The organism is Fructilactobacillus sp. X7R9C1 (assembly GCF_059901005.1).
The window spans coordinates 16,345-31,769 of record NZ_JBWXVG010000012.1 but is presented as its reverse complement, the minus strand read 5'-3'; the positions used below and the strand labels follow the sequence as shown (position 1 = coordinate 31,769).

Annotated in this window: 11 protein-coding genes; 2 read left to right on the top strand and 9 right to left on the bottom strand. The window is 41.0% G+C overall.

What is annotated here, in order from left to right:
• The 4 genes from AC6UD0_RS06565 to AC6UD0_RS06550 form a co-directional block, all read right to left on the bottom strand.
• A partial coding sequence (locus tag AC6UD0_RS06565) for a phosphoketolase family protein (protein ID WP_500708526.1) occupies positions 1-2,081 on the bottom strand: 2,081 nt, incomplete at its 3' end.
• Between the two features lie 234 nt (positions 2,082-2,315).
• Positions 2,316-3,821 carry a glutamate--tRNA ligase gene (gene gltX / locus AC6UD0_RS06560; protein ID WP_500707417.1) on the bottom strand — a complete coding sequence of 502 codons (1,506 nt, stop codon included), beginning with the start codon at positions 3,819-3,821 and terminating at the stop codon, positions 2,316-2,318.
• Between the two features lie 150 nt (positions 3,822-3,971).
• Positions 3,972-4,697 carry a GntR family transcriptional regulator gene (locus AC6UD0_RS06555; protein WP_500707416.1) on the bottom strand — a complete coding sequence of 242 codons (726 nt, stop codon included), beginning with the start codon at positions 4,695-4,697 and terminating at the stop codon, positions 3,972-3,974.
• A gap of 113 nt (positions 4,698-4,810) precedes the next feature.
• The gene (locus tag AC6UD0_RS06550; protein WP_500694089.1) at positions 4,811-6,415 is read right to left on the bottom strand and encodes an Nramp family divalent metal transporter; all 1,605 of its coding nucleotides are present in this window, start codon (positions 6,413-6,415) and stop codon (positions 4,811-4,813) included.
• 112 nt (positions 6,416-6,527) lie between these two features.
• Between AC6UD0_RS06550 and AC6UD0_RS06545 the strand changes: the two genes are divergently transcribed.
• Entirely contained in the window at positions 6,528-7,028 is a 501-nt protein-coding gene (locus AC6UD0_RS06545; protein WP_500701273.1) for an aminoacyl-tRNA deacylase, read from the top strand.
• Between the two features lie 34 nt (positions 7,029-7,062).
• Here AC6UD0_RS06545 and AC6UD0_RS06540 read toward each other — a convergent pair whose 3' ends face one another.
• The 4 genes from AC6UD0_RS06540 to AC6UD0_RS06525 form a co-directional block, all read right to left on the bottom strand.
• A complete protein-coding gene (locus AC6UD0_RS06540; protein WP_500708525.1) occupies positions 7,063-7,704 on the bottom strand; it encodes an HD domain-containing protein in 642 nt (213 codons plus the stop codon).
• Positions 7,705-7,783: 79 nt separating this feature from the next.
• On the bottom strand, positions 7,784-8,755 hold the full coding sequence (locus AC6UD0_RS06535; RefSeq protein WP_500701275.1) for an AEC family transporter: 972 nt from the start codon (positions 8,753-8,755) through the stop codon (positions 7,784-7,786).
• 133 nt (positions 8,756-8,888) lie between these two features.
• Complete coding sequence (locus AC6UD0_RS06530) at positions 8,889-9,860, bottom strand: AEC family transporter (RefSeq protein WP_500696983.1); 972 nt, start codon at positions 9,858-9,860, stop codon at positions 8,889-8,891.
• Between the two features lie 16 nt (positions 9,861-9,876).
• Complete coding sequence (locus AC6UD0_RS06525) at positions 9,877-11,532, bottom strand: malolactic enzyme (RefSeq protein WP_500707415.1); 1,656 nt, start codon at positions 11,530-11,532, stop codon at positions 9,877-9,879.
• Positions 11,533-11,651: 119 nt separating this feature from the next.
• On the opposite strand from AC6UD0_RS06525, the gene AC6UD0_RS06520 reads away from it, so the two are divergent.
• Positions 11,652-12,542 carry a LysR family transcriptional regulator gene (locus tag AC6UD0_RS06520; protein ID WP_500707414.1) on the top strand — a complete coding sequence of 297 codons (891 nt, stop codon included), beginning with the start codon at positions 11,652-11,654 and terminating at the stop codon, positions 12,540-12,542.
• A 47-nt stretch (positions 12,543-12,589) separates the two neighbouring features.
• On the opposite strand, the gene adhE is transcribed toward AC6UD0_RS06520, so the two are convergent.
• Positions 12,590-15,208 carry a bifunctional acetaldehyde-CoA/alcohol dehydrogenase gene (gene adhE, locus AC6UD0_RS06515; RefSeq protein WP_500694096.1) on the bottom strand — a complete coding sequence of 873 codons (2,619 nt, stop codon included), beginning with the start codon at positions 15,206-15,208 and terminating at the stop codon, positions 12,590-12,592.
• Positions 15,209-15,425 lie beyond the last annotated feature (217 nt).

Below are 15,425 nucleotides of genomic sequence, written 5' to 3'. Positions count from 1 at the left end.
ACCGGTTTGTCTTTAGTAAAGAGTTGATCGAATTCCTTGTCACTAATACCACGAGGGTCTAGTTCTGGGTTACGTAACTTAAGCAAATCAACAACGTTGATGTATCTAATCTTCATTTCAGGGAAACGCTTGTGCAAGATTGAAATTGCAGCAAGGGTTTCAAGAGTTGATTCAACACCAGCAGATGCCATAACAACGTCAGGTTCTTCACCATTGTCAGTTGAAGCCCAGTCAATGTAGCCAAGACCGTTCTTAACAAGGTTTGAAGCTTCGTCAATGTTAAACCATTGTGGACGTGGGTGCTTTGAAGTAGTAATCAAGTTAATTCTTTCGTAACTATCAAATGCTTCGTTACCTACAGCCAATAATGTGTTTGCATCAGCTGGGAAGTATTCACGGATAAACTCAGGTTTCTTTTCAGACAAGTGGGTAATCATACCTGGATCTTGGTGAGTGTAACCATTGTGATCTTGTTGGAATACAGTTGATGAATCGATGAAGTTCAATGCAGGATACTTGTTTCTCCATTCGAGTTCAGAAGCTTTTCTCAACCACTTGAAGTATTGAGTAAGCATTGAATCTACAACTCGACCGAAGGCTTCGTAAGTTGCGAAGAATCCATGACGACCAGTAAGGGTGTATCCTTCAAGCCAACCTTCGTCTTGGTGTTCTGATAGTTGTGAATCAATCAAACGACCATAGTGAGCCATGTACTCATCATATGGTGGGTTGATATTTGGCAACCATTGACGACGAGTAACATCGAATAAGTGCCATAATCTGTTAGACCATGTTTCATCAGGGCCGAATCCACGGAAGTTATTAGGATTTCTCTTAGTAACGTCACGTAGCCATTCGGACCAAACAACCATGTCTTCGTTTTCAGTAGCACCAGGAGTCTTGATATCAAGAGCGTAATCACGGTAGTCAGGTAAGTCTAATGGCTTAGGGTCGATACCACCATTAGTGATTGGGTTCGTTGACATCCGTTTGTCACCCTTAGGAGCTAATTCTCTAAGGTATGGCTTTAAAGTACCATTTTCATCAAATGATTCTTCAGGTTTGTAACTCTTCATCCATTCTACGAATTCATCAGCAGTACCCATGTCATCTGCTGATAGTGGAATTGGAACTTGGTGAGCTCTAAATGATCCTTCAATTGGAAGACCTTCAGCGTTCTTCTTAGGACCAGTCCATCCCTTAGGTGAACGGAAGATGATCATTGGCCATTTTGGTTCTGTAGCAGTTTCTGCAGTTTGGTTCTCACGAGCGTTCTTTTGAATGGCTTTAATTTCTTCAATTGAAGCATCCATAACTTTAGCAAGCTTTTCGTGAGTTTCCATTTGGTCGGTACCATAAGGCATGTTGGTTTCAACGAAACGAGGCTTCCAGCCCATACCTTCAAAGTACTTAGTAATGTCTTCGTCAGTCATACGAGCTAAGACAGTTGGGTTAGCAATTTTGTATCCGTTTAAGTTAATGATTGGTAAAACAGCACCATCAGTAACAGGGTTGATGAACTTACTTGACATCCATGAACCAGCCAAAGGACCAGTTTCTGATTCACCGTCACCGATTTCAACGGCAGCGATAACGTCAGGATTATCAAAGATTGCACCAACACCATGTGAAAGTGAATAACCTAATTCTCCACCTTCATGAATTGAACCTGGAGTTTCAGGTGCAGCATGTGATGCAATTCCACCAGGGAATGAAAATTGCTTGAACAGGCGAGCCATTCCGGCTTCATCTTGAGAAATCTTAGGATAGATTTCTGAGTAGCTTCCATCCATGTAAGAATTTGAAACCATAACTTGGCCACCGTGACCTGAACCTTCAATATAGAACATATTAAGGTCATATTTGTTGATGACACGGTTCAAATGGGTATAAACAAAGTTTTGTGAGGCAATTGTTCCCCAATGTCCAATTGGCTTAACCTTTACATCTTCAGAAGTCAAAGGCTTCTTAAGCAAAGGATTAGCACGTAAAAATAGCTGACCTACTGACAAGTAATTTGCAGTATTCCAGTATTGTTGCATTTTTTCAAAATATGATTTGGAATCATAATCTACTGCCATGCTATAACACTCCTTTTAAATAATCGGCAGCTCGTTTTCGAGCTGGATCTAATCTGTTTTTGAAAGCGCCAAACTTATTGGCTTACCTACAACAACTATGATAAAGACTTTTGGTGAAATGTCAACCATTTCGACAATTGATACGAACCAATTTTAAGCCCTTAAAAACCCTAATTTCAAGCAATTTTAAGCACTAAAAAGTCTCCAATTTTTCAATTGGAGACTTAAAATATTTTATTCAATTCCACGAAGTGCTTTATTAATTAATGCACTGATAACTGACGGTGAAAATAGCCCCATAATCTGCGCAACTTGGGGAGCAGATGTGTCACCAGTAAAGATGACGTTTAGTGGGAAATAAAGCTGTTTACCCTTCATCCCCGTTTCTTTGCCAACCTCACTAACAATTGGACCATAATCAAGTCCCTTATTTTGACCATTTTCACTGGCCTCATGAATCTTGTCTTCTAAAGCATTGAATAACTTTTCCAAATCATCGTGTGAAAAGTCGCTAAGTTTTGAGTAATCAATGTTTTGACCCAAAATATTGTAATAGAAATCCATGTATTCCATGATTTCAGTCAACTTAAACACACTGTGTTTGTAAATATCAATCACCTGTTCAGCGTAATCGTGCAGGTTGGGAATGTCATCTTCTTGAATTTTCTTGGCAATGTCAGTCTGCCCTTCGTCAACGAGTTCGACCACTCGATCGGCAAGTTCACTTGATGGCATGCTCTTTACGTATTGCGAGTTAATCCAGTCTAATTTGTGTTGGTCAAAGAAAGCTGGCGATTTTGACATTCGCTTTGGATCATACGCCTTAATCAATTCGTCCTTTGAAAAGATTTCCTTTTCACCAACCGGTGACCACCCAAGAAAGGCAATGAAGTTAAAGATTGCTTCACGTAAGTATCCTTCACGCTTGTATTCACTGATGAACTGCAAAGTATCCTTGTCACGTTTACTTAACTTCTTACCGGTCTTCGGATTATAAATCAATGAGATGTGACCAAAGTTAGGGTGCTGCCATCCTAATGCATCATAAACGGCCATTTGCTTAGGGGTGTTAGCGATGTGATCGTCCCCCCTTAAAACATCAGTAATGTCCATTAAATGGTCATCGACCACCACAGCAAAGTTATAGGTTGGTAATCCATCACTCTTTTGAATGATAAAATCGCCACCTAAATTGTCAGAATTAAATTCAACCTTACCTCTCACAATGTCGTCCCATTCGTAGGTATGATCCTTTGGTAAATGTAAACGAATTGTGTAAGGTAATCCCTTATCTTCAGCGGCTTGAATATCAGCTTCAGAAGCACCATACCAACGTCCATCGTAATGTGGAGCCTCTTTATTTGCCCGTTGCTTTTCCCGCATCTCTTTTAGTTCGTCTTCAGTGGCAAAGTCCTTGTATGCCAGACCCTTGTCCATTAATTCACTGATGTATTTATCATACAAAGCTCTTCGCTCCGTTTGATGATAGGGAGCATACTTCGGATTAGGCTTATCAGGGCCTTCATCCCAGTCAATCCCTAACCAGCGTAAGTTGTCCATCTGGCTTTTTTCACCACTGTCAACGTTACGCTTTAAATCAGTATCTTCGATTCGAAGAACCATCGTTCCGCCGAAATGTTTTGCAAACAGATAATTAAATAAAGCAGACTGTGCATTTCCGATGTGTAAAAAACCAGTTGGGCTTGGTGCATATCTAACTCTAACGTTCTTTTTCGCCATCTTAATACTTCCTTTTTTGCCAGCATTGGCACTCTTTTAAATCTCTTCGTACATTCTTACATTACGTTAATTCCGAACCAATGTACGTGCTTACAACAATTCCATTATATCACTTTTAAACTAACTCAAAAAATTGAGTAAAAGTCGATTCTAGTTATTCAAATCAACAAACGTGTTGTAATTAAAGTACTTATAATGAATGCGCATGTTGGAAATTTCAAACGGGGTTCCATCGTCTAAAAAGAAAATCCCACCCATGACCACGACTGGTTCATCAGGTTTTAAGTTCAATAGTCTTTGATCATCAATCGTGGACGGTTGGGCTTCAATCGACATGTAGGATTTGGTTCCCGTCTTGTTTAGCTTTTCCTCTAAGTAGTTAAAAATCGAACCCTTAACCACTCGCTTACTCATCTTGGGCGCCACTTTAACCGGAATATAACCAGACTCGATAATAATAGGTGTCGAATCAACCGAGCGGAGCCGTTTAATCTCATACACTTCATCACCATGATTTAGAAACAGATCTTCTAAAATCTCAGGGGTGGGGGCAACAACTTTAAATTCCAGTAAATCAATCTTTGGATCGTACCCCTCAACCTTCAGATTATTGGTAATTCCAAGGTTAGATCCCTCGTAACTAAAAATAGATTTATTCTTCAAATAAAGTGGATTAATAAAGGTCCCAGAGCCACGTTTCTTGAAAATAATTCCCTGTTCCGCTAGGATACCTAAAGCTTGCTTAACCGAGCTCCGACTGACGTGATACTTTGAACTTAAAGTCCGTTCATCCGGTAAACGATTATTATTGAAATAGTTGGAATCAATCTTCTTTTTTAAATCATCCATTACCCGTTTATAAACTAGATCAGCCATTCAATACTCCTTATTAGACGTTTCTTACCCATTATTTTAACATATTAAAAATAATAAATTTTGGCTAAAAAAATAGAGCTCCGATCAAATCGAAGTTCTATTTTTCTAATTAATTATTCGTACTGATCGACTTCTTTTTTCGCGTTCTTATGTTCCTCCATGAATCGTTTATTACTCTTGTACAAGTCCCAAACGACCCAAGTCAAGAGGGCCAGAACTAAAACAATCAAGATGTAGGCAATCCAGTTCCCCATATCGGTTTGAGCTGGAGTTGGATTATCACCAAAGAAGCTGACAATCTGACTTGGCAAACCATACAGATTCAAGAAAGTCAAAGCAATCACAGATACCCAACCAGCAATTTTAACCCAAAGGGCATTAACGAACCGTTTTCCACGCATTTCAAATTTACTATCGGTAAAGATCAGAAGCGGCAACATGGAGAATGGTAAAGCAAACGCCAAGAAGACCTGTGAGTTGTTCATCAGAGTATTAAGCGCTTCATGCTCTTCAATGGCTGGTTTTCCACTACTCAAAAGTACACAAATAACAACTGGGATGATTGAAATGACACGGGTTACCAAACGACGAGCCCACAAAGGCATTCTCATATGGATGAAACCTTCCATAACAACCTGACCAGTCAAAGTACCAGTGATAGTGGAGTTTTGACCAGAAGCAAGCAAAGCCACGGCAAACAGGATTGAAAGAACTCCGGTTTTAGCAACACTTGCTAGTAATGGGTTGGTCATAAAATCAGGATTCTTTAAGGCAGCAAACAAACCAAAGAATGATGGGTCTTTAACGGCACCAGACTTGAAGACCGCAACCCCCATAATCAATAACAATGCGTTAACAAAGAACGCCATTGTTAATTGGATGTTGGAATCCCAAGCTGAAAATTTAACTGAGCGTGCCACTGAATCCTCGTCGTTATTATCAGTCTTACGGGTTTGCGAAATGGCAGAATGTAAGTATAGATTATGCGGCATAACGGTGGCTCCGATGATACCTAAGGCACCACTTAACGGAGTTTGACCACCTACAAATGGATGGGTTTGAACGGTTTTGATGTTTGGAACTAAGTTTAAGAAAACCTTTGACCACTGTGGGTTTGAAAGAGTTACTTCATAGGCAAATACCAAGAAGATGACACAAATCAAACAAACAACAATGGCTTCAATCTTTCTAAATCCAATACTTGTAAGTAGTAACAGTACCAAAACATCAAGAACCGTAATTAAAACGGCAATCAACAATGGAATATGGAATAGCAAGTACAACGCAATCGCTGCCCCGATAACTTCCGCGATATCGGTCGCCATAATTGCTAACTCAGTTGTTATCCAAAGGATAACCCCTAATGTCTTACTACTTCTTGCACGAATCGCCTGCGCTAAATCCATTTGTGTCACGATACCAAGTTTAGCCGCCATGTATTGAAGTAACATCGCGATCAAACTTGAAATCAAGATAATTGACATCAGCAAGTATCCAAAGTTCTGACCACCGGTAATTGAAGTTGACCAATTTCCGGGATCCATGTACCCCACCGCAACTAACGCTCCTGGTCCTGAATACATGAATAATGTTTTCCAAAATCCTAATCCTTCAGGGACATCAACGCTTCCGTTAATTTCTTGGAGGGATTTACCATTCGCATACTCAATTAGGGCATGCTTTTTCTTTGGTGCTTTTTTTTCATCTTTCTCACTCATTTTCCTTTGCATCTCCTTCCACGTTGATTCTACATAAATAAGAATTAAAAGTAAATGAAATTTTTACTTATATTTTATTAATATGATAAAATACCTCCGAGAGGTGAGCCATTTGTCAAAGAAAAAAAAGAATCAAGTCCACAAAACCTTAGTCGAACAAATCCTAGAAAAACACCAAATTCCCTTTCAACAGATGATTTTTGCCACCCATCAAGAGGGAGACGTTCAACAAATTACCACTAACGAAGCTGACGTTGATCAACATTTAATCTACAAAACGTTAGCACTGACTGGAAAAACAACTGGTCCCGTCATTGGAGTGGTTCCCTTAGATGAACGCTTAAGTTACAAAAAGTTAGCCAAGGCTTCTGGCAACAAAAAAGTGGGCATGGTTCCCCTAAAAGACTTAGTTAATACGACCGGATATGAGCACGGTGCAAATACCCCCATCGGAATTTATGAACAAAAGGGTTATCCCATCTATATTGATGAAGAAGCCCAAAAACAGGGTGACATCATTGTGTCATCCGGTCAGATTGGTCGTTCTGTTAAAGTAAATGCCGAAGACGTCAAACAATTAGTCAACGGAACCTTTGCTGATATTACCGAATAAACTAAAAACGTCGATCCCTTTGGATCGGCGTTTTTTATCCATCCCATTCGTTTTTAAATTCAGCAACAAATTCACGCATGTACTGAGTTCTCTTCTTTCCAATTTGTTTAGCAGCCTCGGTATTTAAATCGGAAGCAATCTTAAACAACTTTTCGTAAAAATGATTAATGGTAGTATCGTCAGTTGCGTTGCGATAATCTGCTTTAGTAGTTAAAGTCCGTGGCTTAATCATCGGATCATAAATGGTCCGATGATGTGCCCCGCCATACTGAAAGGCCCGCGCAATTCCAATCGCACCCAGAGCATCTAATCGATCAGCATCTTGAACGATTTGACCCTCTTTTGATAACGGTTGTTTGTGTTCAATGTTGTCACTAAAAGACATGTGGTTGATAATGTCCATCACCTGCAAAATCTCATCAGGACTAAAGCCAAATTTTGCTAACCGCTCTTTGACTTCCTCTCTTTTAGCGTCCGGATCATCCACCAATTTATCGTCAAAAACGTCGTGTAAGTAAGCAGCTGAAAGGGCAATCTCACCGTTAGCTGGTTCGGTCCCCATCAATTGTAAGACCATGTTTGCGACCCGTTGGATGTGGTCAAATCCGTGTCCACTCTTATCCTTACTCATGTTCTCTTTGGCGTACTCTTTTACCTTTGCAATTTTATCGTTCATGTCTCTCACTCCTACTAAAATAATTTCCCACATTATAAATATATAACTAAAAAAGAAGCCATCCAATAGCTTCTTTTACTTACATAATAAAATTAATAATTTCCATCAGGATCGGAACCACGATAACGAACAGCACGGTGCTGGTTACCACTAAATTAGTGGCGTAGTCCACGTCCCCGTGGGATTGACTAACTAAAATCGGCAAAACCGCTAGTTCGGGTGTTGCCGACTGAATTACCAACGTCCCAAACTCTGGAAGGGCCATGTTCACGCCAAAATGCATAAACGCTAAGAGGGTTCCAATCATGATTGCTGGCGCAACCACAAATCTTCCTACCAGTCCGGCAATGGTATCCTTATCAAAATGAATTGAAGATAAGCCGGCATCGGCTAAAATGATTCCAATGTAGATCAATGCTAACGGTGTCACTAATCCACCAATCATGTTGCAGGTCTTATCAATCCAAGCTGGCAATTTGACGTTCACGATCAAAATCCACGCCAAACCTAAGATAAATCCAACCAGTGGCGGCGGTAAAATCTGTTTGAGGGTAACCTTCTTTTTCTTTTTTCCCCTTTGTTTCGTTGGGTCATCTCCTGAAATGAAGAAGATTCCGATCGCCCAGGTTGAGACGGTGTTCATCACATAGTAGACCAAGAAATACGTCATCCCGGCGTTTCCAAACAACGCAATGTTTAAGGGTAATCCCATAAAAATCGTGTTGGCGTTGACCGACATGTTGATAAAGGCCCCTCTTCGACCCCTTCTGATCCTTAAAACAAAAACCAATGCGATTGCGATTACATAACCCAGGGTAAAACTAATCAACGTGTATAGTAGTCCGCCAACTAGTCCAACTAATTTTCCCCGATTCAAATTATCCAAAACGGAAATAAAAATCGAAACTGGTAAGGCAATGTTCATAATTAAGAACGAAACATTTCCCTTAAAACCATCCGTCATTTTGTTGGAACGACGAAGGAAATACCCTAAAGCAATAATAATAACAATCTCAGCGACACTCTCTAGTGAGGCAATAAATGCGGTCACTGTTTAATCCCTCCAATTAATTAATAAATGAAATTGTGCATACTTCTACGTTACCACTTTCAAACCGTGTTAGTGACCTGTGCAAACAAAAAGAAGCCAGATTGAACGTCTGACTTCTTTATTAATTACTTATCTATACGATAAAGTTGATAATGGCCATCAAGATTGGAACCACGATCACGAACAGAATCGTGCTGGTTACGACCAAGTTAGTAGCGTAATCAACGTCACCATGGGACTGACTAACCAGAATTGGAAGCACAGCCAAACCAGGGGTGGCAGATTGAATTACTAAGGTGCCAAATTCGATGTTTGGAATCCCAGCGCCGGTGTGCATGAAGACCAGTAAGGTTCCGATCATAATTGCCGGAGCAATCACGAAACGAGCAAGTAGTGCGGCAATGGAATCTTTATCAAAGTGAATTGATGAAAGACCAGCATCGGCCAAAATAATCCCAATGTAGATTAAGGATAATGGTGTTACAAGACCACCAATCATGTTACAGGTCTTGTCGATCCACATTGGCAACTTAACGTTAACAATCAGAATCCAAACTAACGCAACCAAGAAACCAATCAGTGGAGCTGGAAGCAACTTCTTCCAGTTAAAGTTCCCCTTGCTTTCACCCTTCTTCTTGGTGGGATCGTCTCCTGAGATGAAGAAGATTCCGATGGCCCAAGTTGAGATGGTGTTCATTACATAGTAAATCAGGAAGTAAGTCATCCCAGAAGTTCCAAACAGTGCCAAGTTCAAAGGCAGCCCAATGAAGATGGTGTTGGCGTTCACCGCCATGTTAATGAAAGTTCCCCTACGACCCTTTCTAATTTTTAGGATGTAGACTAAGGCAATTGCGACAATGTAACCTAACGCAAAACTAATTACGGTGTATAACAGTCCGCCAGCTAGCCCAACTAACTTTCCGCGGGTCAAATTATCTAATACTGATACGAAGATTGAAATAGGCAAAGCCACATTCATGATTAAGAATGAGATGTTTCCCTTAAAACTGTCGGCAAACTTGCCTGACTTTCTCAAGAAATATCCAAGTGCAATGACAATGACAATCTCAGCAACACTTTCTAGTGAAGTAATAAACGCTGCCAATGTAACATTCCTCCAATTATTTGTTTAAATTAGTTAAATCTGGGTATTCGGGATACCATTTTTCATCATCAACGGCCGACTTAACGTCCGTAATCTTTTCGCGCGTAATCCCTTGATCAACTGCGCTTTGAGCAACAGCAATCGCAACGGTCTCAGAGAATTCGGTTAACTGGTCAACTGGTGGCAAAATGGCAGCCCCAGGAACCGTTGAATCCACAATTCCACCAAGGGAATGAGCAGCAGCACTAATCATGTCGTCGTTAAGTTTAGTGGCGGTGGCAGCAATGGCACCTAACCCAATTCCTGGGTAGACTAAGGCGTTGTTAGCCTGTCCAATCTCATACTTAACTCCGTTGTATTCAACGGGTGCACTTGGAACACCGGTAGCGACTAAGGCACGACCATCAGTCCATTTGATCAAATCGGAAGCAGTTGCTTCAGCCAACTTAGTTGGGTTTGAGATTGGCATGATGATTGGACGGTCAGTATGAGCGGCCATTTCCTTAATAACGTCTTCAGTGAAGGCGCCGTGTTGAGTAGAAGTTCCAACCATGATTGATGGATGAACAGCCTTCACAATTGAGAGTAAGTCGGTCAGGTTTTCTGAGTCAGAGAATTCAGAACGACTTCTCGCAAACTCTTTTTGTCCAGGAGTTAGGTCGGACATGTCGTCAAACAAGAGGCCTTGCTTATCAACCATGTAGAAATGCTTCTTAGCTTCTTCCTCGGATAAGCCAGCTTGCACCATCTCTTCACAAACCCGTTCGGCAATTCCGACGCCGGCAGTTCCGGCACCAAAGCACAGGTACTTCTGATCGGTCATCTTTTCACCAGAAATCTTAAGGCCACCTAAGACACCAGCAAGGACGATAATTCCAGTTCCCTGGATGTCATCGTTAAAGACCAAGTAGTCATCCTTGTACTTATCAAGGATGTTTGAAGCGTTGGCACGCCCAAAGTCTTCAAAGTGCAAGTATAAATTAGGAAATAAGTCTTCTGCTTCTTTTACAAACTTGTCAACGAAGTCGTAGTACTTTTGACCGTAGTCGCGGTCCTGATGATTACCAAGGTAGAGTGGATTGTCGAGTAAACTCTTGTTAGTAGTTCCAACGTCTAAGACCACTGGTAGGACTTCAGATGGGTCAATGCCAGCAGCGGCACTGTAAACCATTAATTTACCAACTGGGATGTCAATTCCTTGAGTTCCCCAGTCACCAATTCCAAGGATTCCTTCGCCATCGGTTACAACGATCAACTTGATATTGCGTCCGGAAGCAGTGTTCTTCAAACTTTCACGGATCGTTTCAGGGTCATCGTGATTGATTGATAAAAACGCCGCGTTTTGTGGGTTAACGTACAGTCTGGAGTAATTTTCAATTGAGTCAGCAATCGTTGGATCGTAAACGACTGGCATGAATTCAGTGACATGTTTAGCGAAGGTAGCATAGAATAGAACCCGATTTTCGTTGAAAATACTCATCAAGTAGATGCGTTTTTCAAGGTCACTACCCTTGTGTTGGTATTCGTCATAAACGTTTTCAACCTGTTCGCCCAAAGTTTGAACGTTCGGTGGAAGCATCCCCACCAGTCCTAATGTCTTTCGTTCATCATCAGTAAATGCAGTCCCTTTATTGATAAAGGGATTGTTCAATATTTCTTCACCTTTAGCCATATTTTAAGACTCCTTTTTGTAGTAAAATAGTCTGTAATTGATTCTTTTAAATACTAATTCACTATCAAAAAGATAGTCAAACACAATTTATTCATAAATTTAATTTATATGAGGTCATCATGAAGCTAAAAGATTTAATGTACTTCAACAAGTTAACCGAGCTTAAAAATTACACCGACGTTTCTAAGTATTATCACGTTAAACAGCCCACGATTACCATGGCCATTAAGCGTTTAGAGGATAACTTCAACGTCGAATTAATTAATCGAAATCAGGCCCACCACCAAATTAAACTCACTAAGGCCGGCGCCGACCTTGAAAAACACGTCCAGGTAATTATGAAGGAAGTAGACAAAATTAACAACGAAATGGGCAGCATCAGTGACCATGTCATTCGCTTTGGTCTTCCACCAATCATTGGCAACTATTATTTTCCCAAGCTGGCGTCTAAACTATTTTCACTTGGGATCCTAAATGATCTTGATAACTCAGAGAGTGGTTCCAAAAAGCTTTTAGGGGAATTAAAAGACGGTCGAATCGACTTAGCACTTTTAGGATCATCCAAACCGCTTGAAAGTAGTGAGATCGACGCGACGGTTTTAACCAAAGACCACTTCATGCTGGTCGTGAATCGACAGTCACCACTGGCAGACGCTCACTCCGTTAAATTTGCTGACCTCAAAAACGAAGAGTTTGTGGGCCTCTCCAGTGACTTCGTTCACACTCAGGTTTTTTCGGATCTGTCTAAGCTTCACGCCATTCACCCCAAAATTAAGTATCGTACGTCTGACATTGAGCTAGCCAAACAATTAGTCTCTGAAGACGTGGGGATCACCTTTTTGGTTAGTAAGGCCATTAAACCTTCCGACAACCTTGTCCCCATCCCAATTGACGATGAAGATTTACCCCCGTTTTATGTTTCGGTGGCCTTTCGTAAAAGTCACGTTCTTTCACCCGAAGAGCAAGAATTAATCAACGTTTTAACCAAATCAATTGCACAAAAAAAGTAGGAATTCCGTTTGGAATTCCTACTTTTTAGTTCTTAATAACTTAGAAACTAAACTTCTTTATCAGTTTGCGTTTCAACCCCAACACCTTCGTATTCGTCAAGAATCATCTTCTTGAGATCTGCGATCAGTGGTTCTTTCGGGTTAGCAGTTGTACATTGATCAGCATATGCCAGTTCGGCAAGATGATCGGCAGCTGCTTCTAACTCTTGTTTGCTTACACCCTGTGACTTCAGATCAAGTTCAACTCCAACCGAGTGAGCTAATTCGATGAAGCGGTGAACCAAGGCTTCCTTCAATTCTTCATTGGAGTTTCCAGGAAGACCAAGGTAGCGAGCGATGTTAGCGTAATCGTCGTCGGCTCTAAATGATTCGTACTTAGGCCATGTGGCAATCTTCTTTGGTTTCTTGAAGTTATATCTGATAACGTGTGGCAAAGTAATGGCAATGGCAAGCCCGTGGGTGATCCCGAATTGTCCACCAATCTTATGAGCAATTGAGTGGGTAATTCCAAGGAAAGCGTTCGCAAATGCCATTCCGGCGATCGTTGAGGCGGTATGCATCTTGTCTCGAGCTTCCATGTTACCGTTGTACGAGTCAGTCAGGTTATCAAAAATCATCTTGATGGCCTGAAGTGACATTGGACGAGTGTAATCTGAAGCCATGGTTGAAACGTATGACTCAATCGCGTGAGTTAAGGCATCAAGTCCTGAGGCAGCAATGGTGCCCTTTGGTACCGTCTTAACAAACTGTGGATCAACAATGGCAACGTCAGGTGTCAAAGCGTAGTCAGCTAATGGATACTTAACGTGAAGCTTTGAATCAGTAATAACTGAGAATGGCGTTACTTCTGAACCAGTTCCAGAAGTACTTGGAATGGCAACCATTTGTGATTTTTCTGGTTTGTTGTATCTGTAAGCACGTTTTCTGATATCCAAGAACTTCTGTTTTGCACCAAAGAAGTCAGTCTCAGGGTTTTCGTAAATTAACCACATCATCTTAGCGGCATCAAGTGGTGATCCTCCACCAAGGGCGATGATGGTATCTGGCTTAAAGGCGTTCATTTGGGTAACCCCAGCGTTAACCATGTCAGTTGTTGGTTCACCATGAATGTCATCGAAGATGTAGTACTGAACGTCATCTTCTCTTCGGTTCAATTCATCTAAGACTTTGTCAACGTAGTGATACTTAACCATGGAAGGACTAGTAACAATAAAGGCCTTTTTAATACCAGGCATGTCGTGGAGGTAGCGAACTGAGTTCTTTTCGAAGTAGATTCGAGGTAGTTTAATCCATTGCATATTATTTCTTCTCTTTGCGATAGTTTTAATGTTCAACAAGTCATAATCAGTAACGTTATGGGAGATTGAGTTTTTACCCCATGATCCGGTTCCAAGCGTAAGTGACGGGGTCATGTTGTTGTACAAATTACCAACTCCAGCAAGACCAGATGGTGAGTTAACGATCACTCTCGAAGCCTTAACGGCTACCCCAAAGTCAACGGCCAATTGATCATCTGAGGTTTGAATTGCTGCGGTATGACCTAATCCACCGTAGTTTAGAAGTTCAGCACAAATTCTGAAAGCATCCTTGTGGTCTTTTGACTTGTAGACCGAAAGAACTGGTGATAACTTTTCCCCTGACATTGGGTACTTAGGACCAATTCCGGTCATCTCAACGGCAAGCACTTGAGTGTCTTCTGGGATCTTGATCTTAGCCATGTCAGCAATTTGTTGCGCAGTGGCACCAGCAATTGGACCCTTAACACTAAGACGCTTGCTGTCAAACATGGCGTCAGTTAATTTTTGTTTTTCTTTTTCTGGAACAAAGTAAACCCGGTTTAATTCAAGTTGTTCTTTTACATCTTTATAGATATCGGCATCGATTACCGCACTGTTTTCAGTGGCACAGATCATCCCGTTATCAAAGGTCTTTGATAAAACGATATCGTTAACGGCACGTGGGATGTTGGCGGTTTTTTCAACGTAAACGGGACCATTACCAGGACCAACTCCTAAAGCTGGTTTCCCAGCGGAGTATGCGGCCTTAACCAATCCAGGACCACCAGTTGCAAGGGTAATGTCAACGCCAGGGTTCTGAATCAAAGCGTTCGTAGCTTCTCGACTAGGCTTTTCAATCCATTGAATGGCGTCCTTAGGTGCACCAGCTTTAACCGCAGCATCACGCACGATTCGAGCAGCTTCAATTGACGATTGAAGGGCTTGTGGGTGCAAACTAAAGATGATGGCGTTTCTAGTCTTCATTGAAATAATTGCCTTGAATAAAGTAGTTGAGGTTGGGTTAGTAACTGGGGTAATTCCAGCAATAACACCGAGTGGTTCAGCAACTTTAATCAGGTCATTTTCAGAGTCTTCTGAGATGATCCCAACGGTTTTATCATTACGAATATCGTGCCAAATTTCTTCGGTGGCAAACAAGTTCTTAATGGCCTTGTCTTCTTCAACACCACGTCCGGTTTCTTCATAAGCCATTTTAGCTAATTTTTGGTGGGCGTTAACCCCAGCAAGTACCATGGCGTGGGTAATCTTATCAACCTTATCCTGGTCGAAATTACTCATCTCATCTACGGCAATGCGTGCTTTTTGAACTTTGGCATCAATATTCTTATCGATCTCTTCAACATTGGGTTGTTGCTTTGCATCTGTCATACTTCCAGCCTCCAATATTTTCTTGTTATTTTCTTCACAACTAATATCATATCATCATCTTTTTCAAAAAGCAATGGTTCATTGTTATTTTTATCACTTATTATTCTGACGGTTATTAAACTCTTAAAAAATAATTAATTAATTTGACGAATACTATTGTTAAATAATGCACTAACTGTTAATTAAAAAGACAAATAACGCCCTCATGACGCTATCT

Excerpts from the sequence above, each read along its gene's own strand:
- gltX (WP_500707417.1), bottom strand. The coding sequence starts at position 3,821 with ATGGCGAAAAAGAACGTTAGAGTTAGATATGCACCAAGCCCAACTGGT.
- AC6UD0_RS06555 (WP_500707416.1), bottom strand. The coding sequence starts at position 4,697 with ATGGCTGATCTAGTTTATAAACGGGTAATGGATGATTTAAAAAAGAAG.
- AC6UD0_RS06550 (WP_500694089.1), bottom strand. The coding sequence starts at position 6,415 with ATGAGTGAGAAAGATGAAAAAAAAGCACCAAAGAAAAAGCATGCCCTA.
- AC6UD0_RS06540 (WP_500708525.1), bottom strand. The coding sequence starts at position 7,704 with ATGAACGATAAAATTGCAAAGGTAAAAGAGTACGCCAAAGAGAACATG.
- AC6UD0_RS06525 (WP_500707415.1), bottom strand. The coding sequence starts at position 11,532 with ATGGCTAAAGGTGAAGAAATATTGAACAATCCCTTTATCAATAAAGGG.
- AC6UD0_RS06520 (WP_500707414.1), top strand. The coding sequence starts at position 11,652 with ATGAAGCTAAAAGATTTAATGTACTTCAACAAGTTAACCGAGCTTAAA.
- adhE (WP_500694096.1), bottom strand. The coding sequence starts at position 15,208 with ATGACAGATGCAAAGCAACAACCCAATGTTGAAGAGATCGATAAGAAT.